The organism is Zooshikella ganghwensis, assembly GCF_018263875.1.
Taxonomy (GTDB): Bacteria; Pseudomonadota; Gammaproteobacteria; order Pseudomonadales; family Zooshikellaceae; genus Zooshikella; species Zooshikella ganghwensis.
On sequence record NZ_JAEVHG010000035.1, the window covers coordinates 1 to 19835 of the forward strand.

A 19835-nucleotide genomic window follows, 5' to 3' on the forward strand; every position below is an offset into this window, starting at 1 on the left:
CCTGTTCTTTTTCCAGGGTTTTAATACGTTCTTTGACGTATTTGCTGATGACCGAGTTAGGCAGCATCTTTTTTTCTTTCTGTAGGCAGAGCAATTGGAAATTACCGATATGCTCAGCAAAGTGTTCGGCTTCTTCGCCGAAGGGGCGAACCCAGCCATAACTTTCCGCCTGTTGGGGCGTGCAGGGCTTGAAAGCTTGGGCACTTAATTTCTCGTTTAGCAACGCCTGATCAAGCTTGGCGACCTGTTCACAGCGGAAAAAGATTGCATTTTTAAACCACATGATGTGCACCTCTTGTTTTATGTTGTATGCAGGGTGGGAACAATCGACTCATACCGATTAGTACGCGTTCGGTAGATTCGATTACGTAGGAGTGGGTCATCGGAAAAGGCAGGCACGAGGGCCAATGAAAGCGCTAACATACCCATGGACAACGGACAGATCACCTTTGACCGGATCAGCTCGGCGACCAGTTGTGTACGATTCTTCAGACAGTGTTTATGCAGTGCGGCTTTAATGGTCTTGGATATGGTGTCTGGGGCAACCGCATACTTGCGGGCAATTTCCTTATCCGATAGACCATGTAACGCTTCAAAGGTATACAGCGTTTGTCGTGGGGAGAGCTGAAGGTTGTTCAGGTAGGCTTTCCAGTGGCCTATGGTGATCGTGTCGTCCATGAGTATGAAACCTTTATTGAGTGAAGGTTTTTAAAATGTATACCTATGGACGCAAACTATCAATACTTTGTGTACTTTAAATAATTAATAAGTACTTTGGTTTTAATTGTTATTTTTTATGGTATCTTTTGAGTGCTGCATTAAGAGCCTTTAGCTGTTCATAGAACTCTCTACTTATACCGTTATCAATGATGTAAGAACAGGTATCCATCGTGATTTTTACTGCATCTTCTTTTCTTGCCTCTGCTTCAAGTGCAAGCTTTTCATCAATATCGTCTTTGTCATAGTCAGGGTTCTGCTCTATCCACTCTTGTGATACCCCTTGCTTTTCTGAGGTAAGCCATTGGTAGTCAACGCCAGTGACTTCAGCTATCCGCCTTAAAGTGCTGAGCTTAGGTTTCTTGTCTAGCTTTTTTGATGACTCCCAGTTAGCAACTGCCCCCCTTGACACTCCACAAGCTTCAGCAAGCTCAGCTTGAGTTAACTTTGCCTGAACTCGGGCGGAACGAATTTTATTCCATAAGCTAGTGTTTAATTCATCTTCAAATGTTGAGTTCTCAGAAGTGTCATTGAGAGAGGGTGGGTCTTCTAAGTGTTTTAGAAACTCTATTGATGGAACACCAGTAGCACTGGATATCTCGGTTATATGGTAGAGGCGGGGTATTGTTCTTGTACCCTCATCAGGAGACTCCCACCTTGATACAGCTGCTGTTGTCACCCCACACTTTTCCGCTAGATCCTGTTGGGTAAGACCTGCTTCTGTTCTTGCTTGTTTTATCGTTTGCCACAAATCAGCCATATCAAATCAGTAACCATGTATAGCTAGCCTTAAAAGTTGATTTAAAATGAATACTAATTTGACAAAATCAACAAAAGGCTACAATATTGGGTTTCACAATTATAACATTTCACCATCATAATTTATGATGATCAGCCTATTAAAGCACGTTTAACTGAATCTTGTAGGTAGCAAGGATAAGTTTGTGTCTTAAGGCGCAAAGTATAAATTGTGAGTTAACAAACTAACATTCCTCTAATTGGGGAACCATCACCATGCAAACAAATAATAGAGGTGTTGTATGGAGACACAATCATCACTGCATACGGATGAGTGCGCTTGGGAACTCTACGACAGAGGGTTCACCGTTATCCCGTTAGGTTCGCCATTTGAAACACCACCACCTTACTTTGTCAACAAACGCTTTGACGGTAATAAAGAAAAAGCCCAACAGGAGTGGCCTAAACAGGCGCGCGTGCCATGGGCCAAGTTCCAAAAAGCCACACCTTCGCTTGAGGATATGGACTATTGGACCGCCTCCTATCCCCGAGCCAACTGGGCCATTGTTACAGGGGCACGTGTCATTGTTGTGGATGCAGACTCGGAAGAAGCGGTTCAGTTTATGGAGTCTGGTACCGTCGGTCGAACGCCGTGGAAGGTGAAGACGGGCAAAGGTAAACATTTTTATTACGCTGTTAATCCCAACGTAGAAATTCGCAATTCTGTTAATGCCCATTCCAAGATCGATATCAGGGGCTTGGGCGGTTATGTTGTCGCACCCGGCTCGACCCATGCTAATGGCAGCCGTTATGAATGGGAATACGACGCCAGTTGGGTCATTGACAGTATCGATGACTTACCTTGTTTGTCAGAAGATGATCTGCAAGCCATTCAGCAATTTAATGGACGGCATGTCATTAATCAGACCAAGGCTGATTCCACTAAAGCCAAGCCTGCAACAGAAGTGAAGGGTAACTTAGGTTTTAGCACAGCCGATTATCAACCGAAGGCCAGTGGTGAGGCGGTGAGTGAAGGCTCACGTAACCAATCCGCTGTGTCATTAACAGGTCAATATATCGCCTCAGGCATGGACCTGCGCACCATAAAACAGATGTTGGATACCTGGAACGTTGGCAATAGTCCGCCGTTAGATCCCAGTGAACTCAATACCTGTATTGCCAGCACAATATTGACGCACATCCTCATGACGTGATCCCTGTGCAACCTGCACCGCCTGAACCAGCCAAGGCGAGTAACCTATCACTACCCGACAGTGGTGGTATGCCAGGCCATTTATACGACATACCGGGTGTATTGGGTGAGGTCGTGCAGTTTGCTAATCAGACCGCACGACGAAAACAGCCCGCATTGGCAGTACAAAGTGCGTTGGCACTGGGTAGTGTGGTGTGCGGGCGTTATTACAAGACGGATAAGGGGAATTTTTCCTCGTTGTACTTCCTGAACATTGCCAAGTCAGCGAGTGGTAAAGAGCATTGTAAAGATGTCGTTGAACAGATTTTAGAAGCGTCAGGTTATGGTCGGCTCATTTCTGGTTCGGGTTATACGTCTTCTGGCGCCTTGTTCAGTGAACTGCTCCATGAACCGAACCATATCAGCATCATCGATGAGTTTGGTAAGTACCTGGAAGGTAGTCAGCACAAAATGAATCCGCATAAAGCGGAGGCGATTACCCGGCTGGTGGAGGCCTGGAGTAAATGTGGGTCTTCACTTTACCCTCCGGTGTACTCAACCATGGGCATGAGTAAGCAGGCGGCAGAGGAGCTGCGCAAGCGGTGTATTAAGCATCCAGCACTCACACCTGACGACACCCGGTACTTTTTACGGTGCTCTGTCACCGGAGTTGGTGAAAGATGGTTTCCTCGGGCGTTTTATTGTCATGGAGAGCCAATTAAAACGACAGGTGTCGAGTGATCCAGGCTTAATCGAGGTACCCGAGAACATTACCAAGTGGGTGGCGACTATTCGGGAGAATCTGGCCGGTAATTTAACCAGCCATATGCCCCCGGAAAATAAGCCTGCACAGAATATTCTCGTGTTCGAGGAGTCCGCGCTCCAGCGATTAAAAGCGCTTGACCAGGAAATCATTCAGAAGATGGATGAACTGGAACAGTACGGTATTGAAGTACTGCTGGGGCGCACTCGAGAAAAGGCCATGCGCATTGCGTTAATTCTGGCCCTGTCGGTCGATCCCTTTGCCGAGACGATTACACGACAGGTGACGGATTGGGCTATTGATTATGTTCGCTATCACGATTATTATATGGTAGATACCGTAGTGAACCGTGTAGGCGGTTCTTCCTTTGAAACTCAATTGAAAGAATGCGTTCATGAAATTGAGAAAGCAAAGGAGCGCGGTCTCACCCTCTATGAAATTGGTCGTAATCCTAGTTTCTCTAAGATGCGTGGTAAAGAACGTAAAGAAATGTTAGACGACATGTGTTCACTAGGACATATCTCCGTGGTCACGACCCAAAGTGGTCGAGGACGACCTCGTGTTGCCTATGTTCATCGTCGCTACGCGCCCAAAAAATCGTCAACTGCCTGAATTTTCACGAATTTTCACATGGAGCTTGTGAAAATTAAGTTGTTGATTTCATTGAAGAAAAGGCATTATTCACATTTTCACAATTTTCACATAAGACCCCCTAGAAGATGATCTGAAGAAAGGGGGATAGTCGATTCTTATGTGAAAATGAGAAAAATACTATTTTATATATAATATTATTATTTTTTTTATATATATTAAGTGCTTACATGAACATTAATTTTCACAAATATACATGTGAAAAATCTGAGAAAATTTGTGAAAAATAACCATGACTACGACCTATATCATTACACCTAGCACCAAGCCCCGCATGACCCGTGCTGACAAATGGAAACAGCGACCCTGTGTCATGCAGTACCGTGCGTACAAGGATGCACTACGGACGTTGTCTATTGAGCTGCCTGAGAGCGGCTACCATCTCATTTTCGTGTTACCCATGCCCAAGTCATGGTCGAAGAAAAAACGGGCTGAGATGCGAGGACAGCCTCATAAAGCGACACCAGATAAGGACAATCTAGAGAAAGGTTTATTGGATGCCTTGTTCGTGGACGATGCCCATGTCTGGGATGGACGCGTGAGTAAGTATTGGGGTGACGAAGGACAGATCATCGTGAAACGGATTCCAACCTACGACACGTTAGACGAAGCGTTGAACTCAACGATTCATTGAGGGGAGGGGATTAGATGGCTACAACTGACGCCTATCAGCCTGCACAGCAAAAAAATGGACCTAACCTGATGTTACCCTGGCGTTCAGCCAGAATAGCCTGGCATGAAGCGTTTATGAGCTTGAGGGCCAGGTCGATGATTAAAAGTTCAGGCAAGTCGCCGTTTAACAACATGACGCAAATTGGCCGGCATCTGGAAAAAGGGGTTGTTCAGGATGCCATTGCCAAGCTACCCAAGCCAGTTATCCATTGGGGCATGTATTGTTATGCACCCGAGCATGATAAGACCGATACCTATAAATCGCGTGTTGCTGATCGGCTGTATGCCATGATGGTGGATCATTTAGGCGATAAGTACGTCAGAAGCCGTATACGCTGTATTCGCCTGGTCACACTGTGCAATATTGCGTTGGAAGATAGGAAGCACCAGCAGTGGAAAGGTGAATTTTATGGTGATGCACAAAAAGCCCAGCTGTTAGGTGTTCCTCGGCAAAACTTTAATCGGGACTATGGCGAAGTGTATGGTGCCATGCAGGAAATATTGAGTGGTTATTGTAGTAAGGCTCTGGGGGTTGTGGCGGAGTTGCTATGATATGAAATACGCACTATTTTTTTTGATGCTATTCATACTTGTATGCTGCTGCATCATCGAAACAAGCTCAGCTTACTGGGGTTTTCTGGTGTGGCCAGCATTAAACTTGCTTTGGCTGAGTATTGCCTATTTCTGTAACAAACCTTCAATAGTGCTTGGTAAAAATAAAGATGGAGATGTGAAGTTATTTTTAGTGATCTTGAATTTACCATGGCTCGTTTATACATGGTCAGTTTTTCGTATCCAGATTCTTTTAAGTAAGGAAGATTTTGCTAACCAAGTTGATGGAACAAGTATTTGGATCTCTAGGCGACCAATGCCAGGTGATGACATTGGGATATTCGAACTTGTAATAGATCTCACTGCGGAGTTTACTAAGGATAAAACGGATCGTAATTATATCTGTATTCCAAACTTAGATGGGCATTGGCTTCGTAATTGCTCACCGATTGATGTTGGTTATGCTGAAAAGCCCATTTTAGTGCATTGTGCAAATGGTCATGGTCGCTCTTCAGCATATGTAGCACGATTATTGATTGAGTGGGGCTATTGCTCCAATGCTGAGTCTGCACTCAATATGATTCAAGCCAGTAGGCCTTTAGCCGTCCCAAATCATAGTCAAAGAGCAAGAATCGAAAAGGGCTAACCATCAAACCAGATAGAGTTTTTTCCTGCACATAGAGGCCTGCTATAGAAGTTGAGTCGGATACCACTGGTAATAGCTTCCATACAGTTTCAGGCATAGACTCCAGAGAATTATTTAGTTGATTGCCTAATTTGGTAACTCAAATCTGGTGCTGTGTGAAACACTTGAAGCCATTGACTAGTTGGTAATATCAGCTAAATCTGGTAAGGGTTGATATCTATACTGCTAGAATGAAAGCCTACGCTATATACTTTATAGCATTGTTTTTTTTTGAGTAAAACGGTTAAGAAACTCAATGTATAAGATTAAATATTCAATTTTATTCGTTCAAATGTTTTTAGCCCTAAGTATACTAACTGCTAATGCAGAAAGTAATCGTAATAAATTTCAATCTGGTGTAATTAAAGGCTGTTCTGGGAGTATGCTTGCTAAAGGTAATACAAATGAAAATACGTCATTATTTTGTGAGTGTTTTGCTGCAGTGTTAGTCAATGGAATGTCAGAAGATGAATATCAAAGAGCACAAGCAGGTGACCCATCTGTTACCAGCAATGTACTATTGCGGAATATAGACAAAGTGAGGCATTGTGAGTCATTAACGAATAATGCTACTTTTTAACTAATTATCGATAAGTATCCGTTAGTTCAGCATATGTGAGTTTAATTTTTTTATATACAGATACTAAACGGTTGCTAACGGTTTAAATAACAAATTTCCCGCAATATTTTAGTTTGTCCAGTGTGTTGTTGGGGTTGGACCATTTTTTGGGGTGGTACATAGGAAGTTGATTGGATGAATACAAACCTCATTCCTTTTGGTATGGATTTCAATACTGGTGATCTTGTCGATGTATCCGAGGTATCACGAGGTAGGGCATGTGGTTGTGTTTGCCCATCATGTAAAACTCCGCTTGAGGCTCGCCAAGGGGAAAAAAAAGAATGGCATTTTGCGCATTCATCAAGAAGTGTTTCTGAACTGATAGAGAATGAGTGCGACTATTCGTTCTGGACATCGGTTTTACTTATGACCAAGCAAGTGCTGGCTTCCTTGACTTCAATTACGCTACCTGAATGTAAGAAAGTGGCTGCAAAATAAACAAGAAATACTTCAAGAGAAGAAGTCAATTGAAATTAACTCAGTATCTATCGAAACTCAGCTACAAGGTTTTCACTTTGATGCAATTATTAGCATCAAGGGGTACCCCATTGGCATTTTATTAGACACGCCAAACAGGCATGTCATAGCTGATAAGTCAGCATACTTACATATAAATAAGCTCGGGGTTATTCGGATTTGCCTGATAAATTTGCACTTGCTTGTTTTTGATAAGGAAGTGAAGGGTAAATATAAGGAGTCAATGAAGACATTTATTCGTGATGATGTGATTTCCAAGTCATGGATTTTACACCCCAGAGAAAGGAAATATGGGCTTGAACTTAGAGATTATAGAGAACCTATCAACCATTATTCAGTTAGAAATGATACTCATCAACATCATATACGAAGCTATGAATGTGTAGTGTGCAATAATCAATGGCAGGGAAGTAATAAATGCGACAATTGTCGGACCCATCTTTATAGTCGTGAAAGACTAGCTTAATCAGATAATAGTTTATATCTAACCAGTAGTAGGGAATTACATACAAGTTGGAGTAGAACGGTTGGTTGGGTAATGTGAGCTTGTTATAATAGTGATGTCATTAATCGTTACCTTCAAAGGAGATGTTGTGTTTCTAGAAAAAATCATTTTAATTGATAAAGATGAAAAGCTAGTCAATGCATGGAAAGAAGCCTTTGGGGACGAGAAGAATTTTGAAGTGTTAGCAGGGGATTATTTTTCATGCCCAGCTGATGCGATGGTTAGCCCTGCTAATAGTTTTGGAATCATGGATGGTGGATTAGATTTAGCTATAAGAGACATCATAGGTTATGACACAGAAGAAAGACTAAAGAATAAAATTCTCTTGGAATATCATGGAGAATTACCTGTAGGAAGTGCCATCATTGTTAATACTAGCCATGAAAAATGGCCCTACCTAATATCCGCGCCAACTATGAGAGTGCCAATGGATGTATCTAATACATTAAATGCATATCTTGCCTTTCGTGCAATATTGCTGGCAATAAAAAAATTTAATGAAAATAAAAGCGCCATGAAAATTAAAAGTGTTGTATGTTCTGGCCTTGGTACAGGAATTGGTTGCATGGAACCAAGGAAGTGTGCAGCACAAATGCGCGTTGCATATTCATATTTAACAAAGCCTGCACGTATACCAAGCTTTCAGGAAATTCATGAAGTTCATAGAAGATTAAATGTAGTAATATAGGTATGAGTGGATAAGGATCAGAGCCTTGCTGCCTAGTAATCGGATAAATTATTTATCTTGCTGAGTAGTAAAGCTATGATACCTACGATGAAGTTATGGTTTATAAGGCTGACGATAATAAATGATAACAGAATACGAAAGTACATTAAAAGAGATTAGATTGAAGCGGAAAGAGGCCTACCAACTAGATTTTCCTATCTTGCTTTGTCTGGCACTAGGACTTGTAAGTAGCCTTGTCTTGCCTGCTTTTGCCCCATTTTTCGGGTTAGCTGCCTTTGTTGCGTTTTATAGAAAACTCGTTAAGGCTGCGCGTATACTTTGCCCGAGATGTAATGAGCCATTTGGTACGAATTCAAATATTGTTCTTGGTTTTGGTACAGGTAATTGCCAACAATGTGGTTTGGCCCTGTATAAAAATAAGTCATAATCAGTTGATAGCTGTTACCTAACCAGTCAAAGTTATTAGTGGCTGACCTTTCTTTGAGTAAAACATGCGAATAGCATTTGATCTAGATGATACTCTGATACCAACGACGCAATCGTTTGTAGTTGGAAGTGAGAAAATGAAATGGCCTTATCGGCTGATCTACAAAGAAGAGCTGAGAATAGGTGCTGTCCAGTTGCTCGTTGATTTACAAATTGAGCACGATATTTGGATTTATACAACCTCATTAAGATCTGCATTTTACGTAAAGAGCTGGTTTAAACTGTTGGGTATAAATATAAGTGGTGTAGTTAACCAAAAATCACATAATGAAGCAGTTAGAAATACTCCAAGGCAGCGGTTTAGCAAAGTACCACCCCTGTTTGGAATTCATTTACTAGTAGATGATTTGCCAGGGGTTAAAATAGAATGTGAGCAGCAAAACTGTAAAGCACTAATAATACCGCCGAGTGAGAAAAACTGGGTAGAAATAGTAAAACAAGAGATAGACGTAATCAGGTAAGTGCTGGTATCTAGCCAGTCAGAGTTAGGTTGATTAGTAGTTAAATCTGTCAGTAAATAAGCGAAATTATGTGCCTAGGCTATAAATTTGAAACTAGGGTGAAGTGGAATCGTGAAGAAAGTAGCATCACGGATAGCCTTCATTGTTATGATAATATTTGCAGTATCGAGTATCCTTTTAAAAAAAAGGCTACTGATGATCAATTTTCCCAAGAAGGTAAGGTTCATCCTGCAGAATTGTTTGTTAGTGCGGTAGCGCTAGCCCATATGTTTGCATTTGTTGAATTATGTGGAAAAAATGGGTTTTCTCTCACACACTATGAAGATTCTGCAAAAATATACCTATCACAAGGAAAAGCTTGGAGCCTTGAAAAAATATATCTTTACCCCAAAACATTTTTTGAAGGCGAGGCATGTCCTAGTTTTGACGAAATTAAAAATTGTCACCAACAAGCTTCTATTGTCAGTATGTATGAAAATATGTTGAATGATAAAATTGAAGTAAAGCTGAGGTAAAAGATAATAAAATTAGGCTTTTAGTCGTTAATAGTTGGTAGGTAAATGATAAAAGAGGGACGAACCGTACGTTCGCTAATGGATGACATCCCAGAGTGGTGGGTCTATGCTGACTTTCCAGGAAGTTTGGAGTAGATAGGTATGCTTGTGGTACTTGTATTAGAGGTTCGGTAGAATGGTGATGATTGCGTAAGCATATTGTTTATTGAATAGTTAAAACTCATTGAGATAAAAGCTATGAACTATAGAAAACTACTATTAAAAAGGGGCTTTGGCTTTCATTAGCAATTAATAGCTAATGGAGGTCTGTGTGGGATATTCTGATTATTTTCGTTATCCTCATACGAAGAATGAAATGAAGCAGTATTTTGCTTCAACAGTAAACGAGCTAGGAATTTCTGTTCGAGTAAGAGGGCGTAGGCACCCTAAGTCATTACCTAACTCATGGGATGACTATTACCGTAGTAATATGTTTCTAAGAAACTGGAAATCCTATAGAAAAAAACAGTGGAAAGAATAATCATCCACTCCTATCCAGTAATAGCTGGCGTCAAGCCAGCTTACGGATGAGCCAAGAGTTGATAAGGCTTTACTAAAACGAAAGGCATACAACTAAGTTCGAAGGGCTACGCTCATTTATAGTTAGATATGAATCTATGATTGACAGAGACGCTAGAAATAAACTATCAGAACTCATCCGTAGTTTAAGCGCTGGTATAATCACAAATGATGAATTTGAAGATGCCCTGCCTCATTCAAAAGATGCCGCTGTATGGGAGGTATTCAGTCACGGAGCATGGTGTCTATATAGTGATCTGAAAGAGTATAAACTCAAAGGAAAGGATGCATTAGCAGAAGATGATCGTTCAATAGTTGCTAGGTGGATCTTATTTCTAAAGTCAGATAATGAGTATACATGGCCTTCTGCAAGCTTCAGAGAGCAGTTTCTCAAAACAATAAGCCTTGGTGTTTTTGGTCAGAGCACGCTTGATAAATGGCATGAACATGGAGATGTTTCATCTTGGCCATTTACTAGCATCAATCAACTTAATGAAGCAAAGCTAGGGAAGGGGTATCTTGGTACTAAAAACACGTAATTGGGTAGATGTCTACTGATAGATTGCTACACAAGAACTTATATACCCTTCACGAATCATTATTAGGGTATGTTGTCAGCGCTCTTCACCCCAGTCACTTATTAATATAAGCTTCGGGGGCTTCATCGCTTGATGGCCGCTCTTAAAAACCCTTCGTTTTGGGTATACTTATAGAAAAATACCCAGTAGTACCGCTTGGCATGGCGGGTTGCATGTATTGTGGGGCTTGAATATTAGTATTGTTTGATTTGTGGGGGAAAGATTTATATAAGGAATAGAAAGAGGTCTAATATATGCTTGATTTTAAAGATGCAATTAAAGTTGTGCTTCAACATGAACAAGGTATTGTGATTGAGTCAGAAGGCTCAATTTATATTCGCTCAACTGAAGGTGAGAATTACTGCTCAGGTTATGAGAGTCCTGACGGTAAAATATCTGAAGAAGTTGAGTTTGGTTCTGATCTTGATAAAGCGGTTGATTATTTTCTATCAAAAAGGCAAAAAGAAAATCATGGGTAAATACTATTAATAATAAATTTAGTTGAGAGTTAGTAGTTAATTTTAATTGGTTGCGTTAGAGTGGCGTTTATTAATAGTTAAGTTTCAAATATGAGCGAGATAAGTGCTAAAGATTGGGAATTGATAGGCCTATTTGAGCAAGAACCAGAGCGACAAGGCCTAGATCCTATCTGGTTGGTTGTTTGATGATTCAGTCTATTCAGTCGTACAGGGAGTTATTGAGTTTACCAGTGCAATTAACCCATACCATCGTGATGTACGACTAATGATGTGGGCTAGTGGAAGCAACATCTATGAATATAGTGTAATGGGTGTAAAAGATATTGCAGTTAGCGGCAACTCTCTTCGCATAAATGTTAATGATGATGAGGAGATAATAATAACTATACGACCAGTTTTAAATATAAAGCATGAAGCTAGTGACAAAACTTAACAAGGCAATAATACGGAATTTTATAAGTTCAGGACAAAGAACGAACTCCACTTTTAAAATCCGCACATTGCGGCGTAATGTGTTAACAACAAATGAGATGACACAATGCTTGAATTGCCAGGCTTATTATCAATCTTAGTCTTTCTGATAGTTATCCCTATTATCATTCCATGGGGAAGAAAATTGGTATTATCTTCCCTCATTATTTGGTTTCTTCTTTGGGGATTGTTTTTCTTTACAATAAGTAATCCACCATTAAAGCCTGATCGCTTTGGTGGTGATTTAGTTGTAAGTTTTTTATTTATTTTAGCATTTTCAGTTGGTGTCATTGCTCGCCTAGCAGGTAGATATTTCAAGGCTATAGTGTTCAAGAGAAGTTTTTTTGGATCTGATAAAATTAACGTTAAAGAGCCTGGCGCTAACAAGTGACACATAATCGAAAAAGAGCTACTACCTACCCAGCCAAATCGAACAAACCCTCAATAACTCTCCCAAATAGCCTACTTTAGTGGATGCTAGGAGCCATAAGGCATACAATGGTGTTAGGTTTTATGTTAGAGTGGTGTTTATTGGTTGGTATGCTGAAATAAGAGAATAGTTTAATGCATCAATGGTTTGTAAAGCAAGGTCGAATTGGGATAGTCAGAGATGGAAACTTTCTTAATCTTTATGTCGATCCAGAAGGCTGTGATAAATGTCTTCTTACTGCTCTTGACGCAAAGGAAATAACAGAAATATTGACTACACTTGCTCATGAAATTTGGGAAGGTCAAATTGAGCGAGAAGAATACACACAGCAATATATTGAGACTGAGTCAGGTCATTTTCAATGGAAAAACTCCGGTAGTGTCATAACTGTTGGCGTATCTTCTGATTTCTCTGCAATTGAGATTAAAATAAATGGAAATTCTCCCTTTAAGATGAGTATTAATCAGGTTGTTGAGTTTATTCAGATCGTTCAGATGTATTTGAGTGATTAAGATATGAAAATGTATATATTGGTTAAAGATACTATTCCTGAGGGAGTTGCCATTCTTGCTGCTGCTCATGCTTCATTAGCTATGTACTTGAAGTTTAAAGATACACCAGAAATTAAGGAATGGCTATCAGGGCCATTTTATAAGGTTGTATGTAAAGTCAACGAAAAAGAGTTTGAGAATGCAAAACAGTATGAGGATAGTGTTCTGTTAACGGAGTCTTCTTTAGATAACCAAGAAGTTGCGTTGGCTTTCAAACCTAGAGATGAGTGGCCAAAACCTTTTAGATTTTACAAGCTTTATAGGTAAAAATTCAAAAAGGTCAGGTTTTGGATTAGGGTGGTGTTTCTTAGTCGTTAAGTGCACAATAAACCATGAAAAAGAGAGATAAGAAATTAATAGCAATAGCGGGTGATGCTGCAGGGCATGCTAAAAGCAAAAAAAGTGGTTTGCATCCTTGTTTAGGCAATGCGTGTAGAGATCAAGGTTTCCCCTCAATTACTTTGGATATATTGAACACTAAGCTCAAAGAAAAAGCATTTATCCCTCCAGAGGGACTTCTAGATGTATTGCAGAAAATTACTAGTAAGTTAAAAGAGTTGCTAGACAAGCAACATTTTCTTACTGATGACCTTAGAGTTGTTGAGGCAGAATTTTTTTGGAACAAACATTATCCTGATTGGCAGTGTGCATATAAAGTAATAATCGAAACAGAGTCAGGAGAGAGATTTGAGGGTAGTGAAAATCCAGGCCCAGGCTACGTATTTTAAAGTAATCTACTTCGCTAGATAGCATGAAATATAGGGGCTACAATAGCATTGGGTTTTCGTCAGAGTGACATTCACTAATAGTCAGGCATTTGGTACAGGATATTGATTGAAAATAATGAGATTGCCAGATCTTTGGCGATATTGATTAGAGAGGCAATACACAGATCCCTAATTGCTTTGGAAAATACTGGTGCGTTAAATTTGGAAAAACTTCGCAGAAAATACCACTCACCAGATGGTCAGTATTGGATTCTAGTAAAGGAAAATATTGATTATACCGTGGCTAACTTGGTTGTAGATTGGGATGGTGTAGAAAGTATTTTAGTCTGGATTATTGCTGATGGCTTTAATCGTTCTATGGTAGATCTAGAGAAGGCAAAAGCCATTGATCGCACCAAAATGAAACAAAAATACATAGGGGTTGGGAGTGAATACTACGATATAGTCACCAAAGAAATGCAATCTTGTATACCAATTTGGTCAGAGTTTATCGGTCAATTTAAAACGACAGGCCAAATTAGCAACATTGAATTAACGTCAGTGCTGTAGCGTGTGTCTAATCGGGTAAGAGCTGGTATCTACCAAGCTTGCTGGATATCACTGACTATAAAGCCTACAATGAGATTAGGCTTTACGTTAAAGTGGTGTTAATTAATAGTTAAGCATCAGTGATACAAAATTCATAAAGGCAGAATAAATTGGATAGATCTGAATTTTCGAGAAGGTTTGCACAAAGACAGTCTAAGTTTCTTCAAGCAGTTTCAGGTCTCATAAGTGACTCAAATGTTCACTGGTCCAATTATGTATGTGAGGCTATCATCGACAATAGCGGTTGTGTTTCGGTAGAACTAACCAAAGACACCAGCCAATCGAATATTCCCGACAAAGAGTCGTTACTCGATTATTTGAAGTTTTTAACAGGTCAAGGTTATTGCGTTGATGTGGCAACAGAATGGCGTGAAAATGGGCTGAATTTTCATGTTGTAGGCTGGGAAGAGGAAGAGCCACTTTGGCCAGAAGAACTAAATTTAGCTTTCACAATTAGTTGGCATCCAGTTTCTGGCCCTGAATCTCTAGGTATGTAGCCAAAATGTTTAACAAAGCAATGAACACCAACAGCTTCTACTCCAGCTTTTTTGGTGTAGCTCGCTTCGCTCTCAATTTACACTAAAAAAATCTTCCGCAGAAGCTTCAGGTTATTGCGGCGTTATGCCTCTATGGAGAGAAAGTGAAATATTTTACAAGTGAATGGTGGGCATCAGGCTGTGAAAATGAATCGGTTATTGATAAATACCGAGAATATTATCTATCGATATCGTCAAAGCTACCAGATCAGCTACGTTCTTTTGAAGAGAATCACACGCTTCATGATGCAAACGTAACCTCAATCAGCACCGATTTAGTAAAAAACGAGGTTGCTATTAACTTCAAAGGCTGGGACAGAGAGCTCAATTATCCAGTTAACTACGAAATCTACTTTGTTGGCGTAAAATCATTTAATCAAACATCACTACAAGAAGACTCTGAAATAGGTGATCTAGGGTATTGGGAATATGAGGCTCTTGATGGTGATATCGAAATGAGAATGTTATTTGTTTCGGGGGCTCAGTTTAATGTCGTCTTTAATGATTTTAGGTTTAGTTATGTTCAAGCAAAGGCATAATCGGGTAAGTGCTGGTATCTAACTAAAGAGATTAATGCACTGAATAAAGAGGGGCGAAGTACTGAGCTTCGGGAAACTAATGGCGTGATTAACCTAAAACTTAGATCGGAGTAACGCCAATGTCTAATAAGGCTATCACTGGACAGTGGCGTTAGGCGCTAGGGTTGTTGAAGAAAAACAGGTGCAAATCTGTTTACTAGGTTACGAGATTACGTTGAGTCTTGGTGTATTAATTAGGAACTAGGATTTACAGTAAGTGGAAATTTGCGAAAAGTGTGGTTTTGGTCGAGTGATAAAGACTTATCGACCAAACGCAATAGGTGTAGATAAGGCAGACATTTATTGGCTGTGTCTGCGCTGTAAAAATGAGGTATATGGTGGTCTTGAGGATGGTCATGTCCATGTAGAACCAGAGTTTGAGGTTCTGGTAAAAACTAATCAAGAAATGGACATGGTTAGGATTATGGGGGCTTTGAGAAAAGCCGATCTTTCGTTGAAAGAAATTTCACTTGGCAATCTAAAGAAACAGTTGGTGAGTGACGGTTGCTATTCCATAAAATATCTAAGTCGGAATGAGCTAGAAGACGTAAAGTCTATTTTGAAAAAGAATAGTATTATATATGAAATTAAGTAAAGCACCTAAACAAGAAAAATACACCTGACGTTTTTTCCGCACCACATTATGGCATTCACTTCGCTCATTTTAAGCTAAATGCTCTGCTCTAAAAACGTTGGTGATTTTAGGTGTTAGGCGATTAGATGTTGGAGTACTTAATTGAAATTTTTACTAGGATTAATTGCGTTCGTAATGTTTCAAGGAGAGGTTGTGGCGTTAGAAGTCATCTTTAAATCAAGGGATGGAAAGGTGCTCACTGCGCAAGAGCTTGAGAATGTTAATGGCAGTGTAAATTGGGAAATTAAAAGCGATAAAGCGATCCCTTCTTCAGCGATAGCTTTGCATAGTAGTGGTCGTGAGTATGGCCAACGAGGAGAAAATGAAAAGGCGATAGTTTTTTTTAATGAGGCTATCAAAATAGCTCCTCATTGGTCATACCCATACTATGACTTGGCATATACATATTTGCTTTCAAATGATTTTAAGCAAGCTTATAAGTACTATAAAAAGGTTAACGAGTTATCACCAAATGGTTTTTTCACCGCAAAAACAGCCTTTCACTACTTAGATCTTGAACGAAAAGGCAAGTATCCAGAGGGTTTATATCTGTATTATCTGAGCCATGAGTGGGGAAAAACTCCACAACAGCAATTTGAGATATTCTCGAAAATCACCGCTAAGTTTCCAGACTATTCTCCGGCATGGGAAAAATTAGCAGGATTTTATGATAACCCGTCGAAAAAGCTTGAAGCTATTGAAAAAGGCTTGTCAGGTGATCCTGATAAAGAAACTGAAGGGTTTCTACTAATAAACAAAGCTGTAACATTATTCAACAACGGTGATAAGCAGAGCGCAATAAACATATTGGGCGAATTGGCTTTAGATCCATATTCTCCTACAGATATTAAAGTGATCTCTAAGAGAACGCTTAGTATGTTAATTAAATCGGAGCAATAGTCGCCTAACATAATGGTCAGTCCGGCGATTATAGGCGCGGGCTATCCAAGCGTTATATTCGTAAGGAGTGAAATGAAATCTATCAAGGTACTGCTTGTTCTTATGTGTTGTTCTTTTGCTAATGCGCAGGAGACTGTAACTGAGAAAGCTTTTCAAAAAAGTGAAGCTTGGTTGTTACCAGTTGTGGGCTGCCCTGCGGATATGATGCCAAAAGTTCCAGTAAACGTTGATTATGACAAGGAGCTTTGCCGCAACGATATAAATAAATGCCTTGATGAGTGTAAAAAAGACAAGGTTGCTTATTGTTATAACTTAGCTCAACATATTCAAATTACGAAGCTCAATAATTATGAAAAGTATGCTGAAGCTTTATTTGTTAAATCTTGTAGGCTTGGTTCACCCTCAGGTTGCACCAATAGTGCAGCTACAATGCAACATAATTCAGATGATGCAGTGCTATCTTGTGCTATTAGGACATATTCGAAGGCGTGTGATTGGAATGATCCTTGGGCTTGTACAATGTATGGCTTTCATTTGGCTCATGGAAAAGGCATAAAACAGGATTTTGAAAAAGCCCTTAAGGTACTTGGTAAATCTTGTAAATATGGGTCAGAAGATCCAGCATGTGAAAGTGCAACTGCTTTAACCGAAAGCATTAATAAGGCAATGGGCAATCACATAACAAAAGATTAAAATTGACGCCTGGTGGTGCAGTTTACTTCGGTGCTATATGTAAAGAACATGAAGAACCCTAAAGGCTTGACAGATGATAAATTAAGGCAGCTAGGTGAGGCTCTTGAAGAACACACCTGGAATAATCGCTCAGAAATTGATGCTAGTGAATCGTGTATGTGTACGAGTTGTTACCATCGCTTTACTCCATCAGAAATCAAAAAGTGGCAAAACGAAAGCTCTGCAATTTGTCCAAATCCTGATTGTTGCGTTGGTGGATGTGTTATAGGCTCAGCATCAGGCCTAAACTTTGACGACTATGATTATTCGGAGTTTAAGGTTGATAACCGGTAATTATAATCATAACAAGTTGCTCAATGCTCGTCCAACAAGCTGGCCTAGGCTGACACTACAGAGTAGCGTAAGCCCATTATCAAACTGTTTGGAAACTTAATTATTTATGCCTTTTGAAGTTGGGACAAAAGTTAAACTCATTTCGACTGGAGAAGTTGGCGTAGTTATCCATGTCTGGAAAAACCGTGAATTGGATGTATTTGATTATCATGTAGCGTTCTATGGTGCAAAGTTTCCTGAATCAGAGCCTGCAGAGCTACCATATGTACTTCGCTACCTAGAATCATCACTTGTAAAAGTAAATGAATAATTTTTTTAAAAGCACTGCATATAACAAAAATGTTTAAAACGACGATGAATGAGATAATTGCCAAGTTAAGAGATAAATTGAAAGCTGCTCAAAAGATAGAGTTAAGAGCTATAGAAAATGCTCAACAGTCTTTTGGGGAAAGAGAGCGAGCTGAATTTTTTGCGGCACATCAAGCTCTTCTTAATGCTGAGCGCGACTTGGCGCGTGCTTCAAACCAAGAATTCGCTGAACCAATAGATTTTCCCGTTGAATGGGATATTGGAGCACCACTTCCATTTTTATTACAAAACGAGAGTCATGTTTATCTCACGTTTTATGTAAAAGAAGTTGATCCTGATTGGAATGGTACATATGTGCGAGTTGTTGATGCAGGCACAAAAGAATTTTCTGATTTGGCATTGATATCCTTTGAGAATTGCATATCTACAAGATTTGGAGCTCCAAATGACGAGGTTCATGAGGGGCATCCTCTAGAGGGTAAAGGTCTAGAAAGCTATACAGCACAAGTTGTGCGAAATTCGCGGTGGATAGATGAAATACGTCAGATTAACAGCGTGCATAGCTGTTATAACCCTGAGTCTTGGAAGAGATTAAAGCACTATATATTTTGGTTTCATGATTCTACTTTTGAGTGTATTGCTGAATCATTTGATATCAAAATACAAAAAACTAATATGCAAGACCTGTTAATGAAAATTAATAGTGAGCTACTCAAGTAGGTCGCTATGACAAGATAATCAAGCCGACACTCTGCGGGCTGGCTAATCAAAGTGTTATGTTTCTATGAGAAAACTTTTACTGCCATTATTATTTTTGAGCTTTGGTAGCTTTGCGTGTGAGCTGACTCCTGAATACAAGAAGTTACGAACTGAAGTGAAAAAGGAAATTACTGAACCATATAATTCATGTTTAAAGGCAGCCCGAGCGCATTTTTTTTATAAAGCTGTAGCTAAGTGTAAAGAGGAAGGTCGAGGTGAAGACATTGCTGGAGGTTGTTATCACGTCGTTTCTTATGAGGTCACTCACGATAAATCCGAGCTCAAGCATTGTGAAATATTAAATCCCAAAATAGCTGAAATTATCGAATACTTGAATGAGGTTGCAGAAGAAGAAGGGATTCAAAAGTGCTTAAAGTAATTCACACCATAACCAGTAAATCAATACACACTTATCAATCCAATATTTGAACTAGACCACTAGTGAGTGGTAGGCATGCCTAATCGGATAAGAGCTACTACCTACCCAGCTAAATCAAACAGATCCTCAACAACTCCCAAATAGCCTACTTCAGTGGATGATAAGAGCCATAAGGCTTACAATGAGGTTAGGCTTTACATCAAAGTGATGTTTATTGATAGTTATATTTTTTAGAGGGAGTAATGGAAAAATTCTCTAAAAAAGAATTAAATTTTCTCGTCCACCTTTTTGAATGCAATGTCATTAAATATGACCAAGCAATACAGTGGTGCTATGATAATTTCGGCGAAAATACACCAGATTGGTTAGAGAAAGCTAGTTTGTCGGTGAGTCTATCTGAATTAGCGGGTATAATACGCGAAGAGTTTCTTTTGTATGAATACTCTATTTCTCCTGAAGATTCATTCTCTGAAGTAGGTTATTTGGTACGGCCTGAAAACCTTAGACACTTTTTATGGTAAAAATGTAACTTAAACCATAAGAGGTAAATCATGGGTAAAGGTATCCGTTACTCAGGCGAATTTAAACAAGAAGCAGTCAACCAAGTCGT

General features: G+C 39.7%; 34 protein-coding genes. 31 read left to right on the forward strand and 3 right to left on the reverse strand.

Annotation, left to right across the window (positions count from 1 at the left end):
- From rdgC to KHS79_RS24995, 3 genes are all read right to left on the reverse strand, one after another.
- On the reverse strand, positions 1 to 283 hold a 283-nt coding region (rdgC, locus tag KHS79_RS24985; RefSeq protein ID WP_212722807.1), incomplete at its 3' end, for a recombination-associated protein RdgC.
- Positions 284 to 300: 17 nt separating this feature from the next.
- Positions 301 to 678: a helix-turn-helix transcriptional regulator gene (locus KHS79_RS24990; RefSeq protein ID WP_212722900.1), complete on the reverse strand. Its 378-nt coding sequence runs from the start codon at positions 676 to 678 to the stop codon at positions 301 to 303.
- Between the two features lie 109 nt (positions 679 to 787).
- Positions 788 to 1477 (reverse strand): helix-turn-helix transcriptional regulator, encoded by a 690-nt coding sequence (locus KHS79_RS24995; protein WP_212722901.1) that lies wholly within the window; start codon positions 1475 to 1477, stop codon positions 788 to 790.
- 280 nt (positions 1478 to 1757) lie between these two features.
- On the opposite strand from KHS79_RS24995, the gene KHS79_RS25000 reads away from it, so the two are divergent.
- The 31 genes from KHS79_RS25000 (at position 1758) to KHS79_RS25140 (ending at position 19746) form a co-directional block, all read left to right on the forward strand.
- Positions 1758 to 2669: a bifunctional DNA primase/polymerase gene (locus tag KHS79_RS25000; RefSeq protein WP_212722902.1), complete on the forward strand. Its 912-nt coding sequence runs from the start codon at positions 1758 to 1760 to the stop codon at positions 2667 to 2669.
- A 5-nt stretch (positions 2670 to 2674) separates the two neighbouring features.
- A complete protein-coding gene (locus tag KHS79_RS26030) occupies positions 2675 to 3388 on the forward strand; it encodes a hypothetical protein (protein ID WP_233468584.1) in 714 nt (237 codons plus the stop codon).
- Positions 3276 to 4022 carry a DUF3987 domain-containing protein gene (locus tag KHS79_RS25005; protein WP_233468585.1) on the forward strand — a complete coding sequence of 249 codons (747 nt, stop codon included), beginning with the start codon at positions 3276 to 3278 and terminating at the stop codon, positions 4020 to 4022. Before KHS79_RS26030 ends, KHS79_RS25005 begins: the two co-directional genes overlap by 113 nt.
- Positions 4023 to 4293: 271 nt before the next feature.
- On the forward strand, positions 4294 to 4695 hold the full coding sequence (locus KHS79_RS25010; protein WP_407704250.1) for a RusA family crossover junction endodeoxyribonuclease: 402 nt from the start codon (positions 4294 to 4296) through the stop codon (positions 4693 to 4695).
- A 14-nt stretch (positions 4696 to 4709) separates the two neighbouring features.
- A complete protein-coding gene (locus tag KHS79_RS25015) occupies positions 4710 to 5285 on the forward strand; it encodes a hypothetical protein (protein ID WP_212722904.1) in 576 nt (191 codons plus the stop codon).
- An 88-nt stretch (positions 5286 to 5373) separates the two neighbouring features.
- Positions 5374 to 5931, forward strand: coding sequence for a protein-tyrosine phosphatase family protein (locus tag KHS79_RS25020; RefSeq protein WP_212722905.1), 558 nt, complete (start codon positions 5374 to 5376; stop codon positions 5929 to 5931).
- Positions 5932 to 6226: 295 nt separating this feature from the next.
- Complete coding sequence (locus KHS79_RS25025; RefSeq protein WP_212722906.1) at positions 6227 to 6550, forward strand: hypothetical protein; 324 nt, start codon at positions 6227 to 6229, stop codon at positions 6548 to 6550.
- Between the two features lie 174 nt (positions 6551 to 6724).
- Complete coding sequence (locus KHS79_RS25030; RefSeq protein WP_212722907.1) at positions 6725 to 7027, forward strand: competence protein CoiA family protein; 303 nt, start codon at positions 6725 to 6727, stop codon at positions 7025 to 7027.
- A 262-nt stretch (positions 7028 to 7289) separates the two neighbouring features.
- Positions 7290 to 7532, forward strand: coding sequence for a putative zinc ribbon protein (locus KHS79_RS26440; RefSeq protein ID WP_456156801.1), 243 nt, complete (start codon positions 7290 to 7292; stop codon positions 7530 to 7532).
- 127 nt (positions 7533 to 7659) lie between these two features.
- Positions 7660 to 8259: a macro domain-containing protein gene (locus tag KHS79_RS25035; RefSeq protein WP_212722908.1), complete on the forward strand. Its 600-nt coding sequence runs from the start codon at positions 7660 to 7662 to the stop codon at positions 8257 to 8259.
- A gap of 121 nt (positions 8260 to 8380) precedes the next feature.
- Positions 8381 to 8686, forward strand: coding sequence for a hypothetical protein (locus KHS79_RS25040; RefSeq protein WP_212722909.1), 306 nt, complete (start codon positions 8381 to 8383; stop codon positions 8684 to 8686).
- A 64-nt stretch (positions 8687 to 8750) separates the two neighbouring features.
- A complete protein-coding gene (locus KHS79_RS25045; protein WP_212722910.1) occupies positions 8751 to 9206 on the forward strand; it encodes a hypothetical protein in 456 nt (151 codons plus the stop codon).
- Between the two features lie 98 nt (positions 9207 to 9304).
- Positions 9305 to 9721 (forward strand): OsmC family protein, encoded by a 417-nt coding sequence (locus KHS79_RS25050; RefSeq protein WP_212722911.1) that lies wholly within the window; start codon positions 9305 to 9307, stop codon positions 9719 to 9721.
- Between the two features lie 310 nt (positions 9722 to 10031).
- Positions 10032 to 10241: a hypothetical protein gene (locus KHS79_RS25055; RefSeq protein ID WP_212722912.1), complete on the forward strand. Its 210-nt coding sequence runs from the start codon at positions 10032 to 10034 to the stop codon at positions 10239 to 10241.
- Positions 10242 to 10377: 136 nt separating this feature from the next.
- A complete protein-coding gene (locus tag KHS79_RS25060) occupies positions 10378 to 10818 on the forward strand; it encodes a hypothetical protein (protein ID WP_094789944.1) in 441 nt (146 codons plus the stop codon).
- A 293-nt stretch (positions 10819 to 11111) separates the two neighbouring features.
- Positions 11112 to 11336 (forward strand): hypothetical protein, encoded by a 225-nt coding sequence (locus KHS79_RS25065; protein ID WP_094789943.1) that lies wholly within the window; start codon positions 11112 to 11114, stop codon positions 11334 to 11336.
- Positions 11337 to 11874: 538 nt separating this feature from the next.
- Positions 11875 to 12198, forward strand: a complete 324-nt coding sequence (locus KHS79_RS25070) for a hypothetical protein (RefSeq protein WP_133296223.1) — start codon at positions 11875 to 11877, stop codon at positions 12196 to 12198.
- A gap of 173 nt (positions 12199 to 12371) precedes the next feature.
- The gene (locus KHS79_RS25075; RefSeq protein WP_094789940.1) at positions 12372 to 12749 is read left to right on the forward strand and encodes a hypothetical protein; all 378 of its coding nucleotides are present in this window, start codon (positions 12372 to 12374) and stop codon (positions 12747 to 12749) included.
- A gap of 3 nt (positions 12750 to 12752) precedes the next feature.
- A complete protein-coding gene (locus KHS79_RS25080; protein WP_094789939.1) occupies positions 12753 to 13055 on the forward strand; it encodes a peptidyl-tRNA hydrolase in 303 nt (100 codons plus the stop codon).
- Between the two features lie 65 nt (positions 13056 to 13120).
- Positions 13121 to 13516 carry a hypothetical protein gene (locus KHS79_RS25085; protein WP_094789938.1) on the forward strand — a complete coding sequence of 132 codons (396 nt, stop codon included), beginning with the start codon at positions 13121 to 13123 and terminating at the stop codon, positions 13514 to 13516.
- A gap of 201 nt (positions 13517 to 13717) precedes the next feature.
- Complete coding sequence (locus KHS79_RS25090; protein ID WP_212722913.1) at positions 13718 to 14065, forward strand: hypothetical protein; 348 nt, start codon at positions 13718 to 13720, stop codon at positions 14063 to 14065.
- Positions 14066 to 14214: 149 nt separating this feature from the next.
- Entirely contained in the window at positions 14215 to 14601 is a 387-nt protein-coding gene (locus KHS79_RS25095) for a hypothetical protein (protein ID WP_212722914.1), read from the forward strand.
- Between the two features lie 143 nt (positions 14602 to 14744).
- Entirely contained in the window at positions 14745 to 15179 is a 435-nt protein-coding gene (locus tag KHS79_RS25100) for a hypothetical protein (protein ID WP_212722915.1), read from the forward strand.
- A gap of 256 nt (positions 15180 to 15435) precedes the next feature.
- A complete protein-coding gene (locus KHS79_RS25105) occupies positions 15436 to 15813 on the forward strand; it encodes a hypothetical protein (protein ID WP_212722916.1) in 378 nt (125 codons plus the stop codon).
- A gap of 192 nt (positions 15814 to 16005) precedes the next feature.
- The gene (locus KHS79_RS25110; RefSeq protein ID WP_212722917.1) at positions 16006 to 16752 is read left to right on the forward strand and encodes a tetratricopeptide repeat protein; all 747 of its coding nucleotides are present in this window, start codon (positions 16006 to 16008) and stop codon (positions 16750 to 16752) included.
- A 72-nt stretch (positions 16753 to 16824) separates the two neighbouring features.
- A complete protein-coding gene (locus tag KHS79_RS25115; protein ID WP_212722918.1) occupies positions 16825 to 17445 on the forward strand; it encodes a tetratricopeptide repeat protein in 621 nt (206 codons plus the stop codon).
- A 48-nt stretch (positions 17446 to 17493) separates the two neighbouring features.
- The gene (locus tag KHS79_RS25120) at positions 17494 to 17778 is read left to right on the forward strand and encodes a hypothetical protein (protein ID WP_212722919.1); all 285 of its coding nucleotides are present in this window, start codon (positions 17494 to 17496) and stop codon (positions 17776 to 17778) included.
- 106 nt (positions 17779 to 17884) lie between these two features.
- Positions 17885 to 18088 carry a hypothetical protein gene (locus KHS79_RS25125; protein ID WP_212722920.1) on the forward strand — a complete coding sequence of 68 codons (204 nt, stop codon included), beginning with the start codon at positions 17885 to 17887 and terminating at the stop codon, positions 18086 to 18088.
- A 44-nt stretch (positions 18089 to 18132) separates the two neighbouring features.
- Positions 18133 to 18807, forward strand: a complete 675-nt coding sequence (locus KHS79_RS25130; RefSeq protein ID WP_212722921.1) for a hypothetical protein — start codon at positions 18133 to 18135, stop codon at positions 18805 to 18807.
- Between the two features lie 64 nt (positions 18808 to 18871).
- Positions 18872 to 19225, forward strand: a complete 354-nt coding sequence (locus KHS79_RS25135) for a hypothetical protein (RefSeq protein WP_212722922.1) — start codon at positions 18872 to 18874, stop codon at positions 19223 to 19225.
- A gap of 242 nt (positions 19226 to 19467) precedes the next feature.
- On the forward strand, positions 19468 to 19746 hold the full coding sequence (locus tag KHS79_RS25140) for a hypothetical protein (protein WP_212722923.1): 279 nt from the start codon (positions 19468 to 19470) through the stop codon (positions 19744 to 19746).
- The last annotated feature ends 89 nt before the right edge of the window (positions 19747 to 19835 follow it).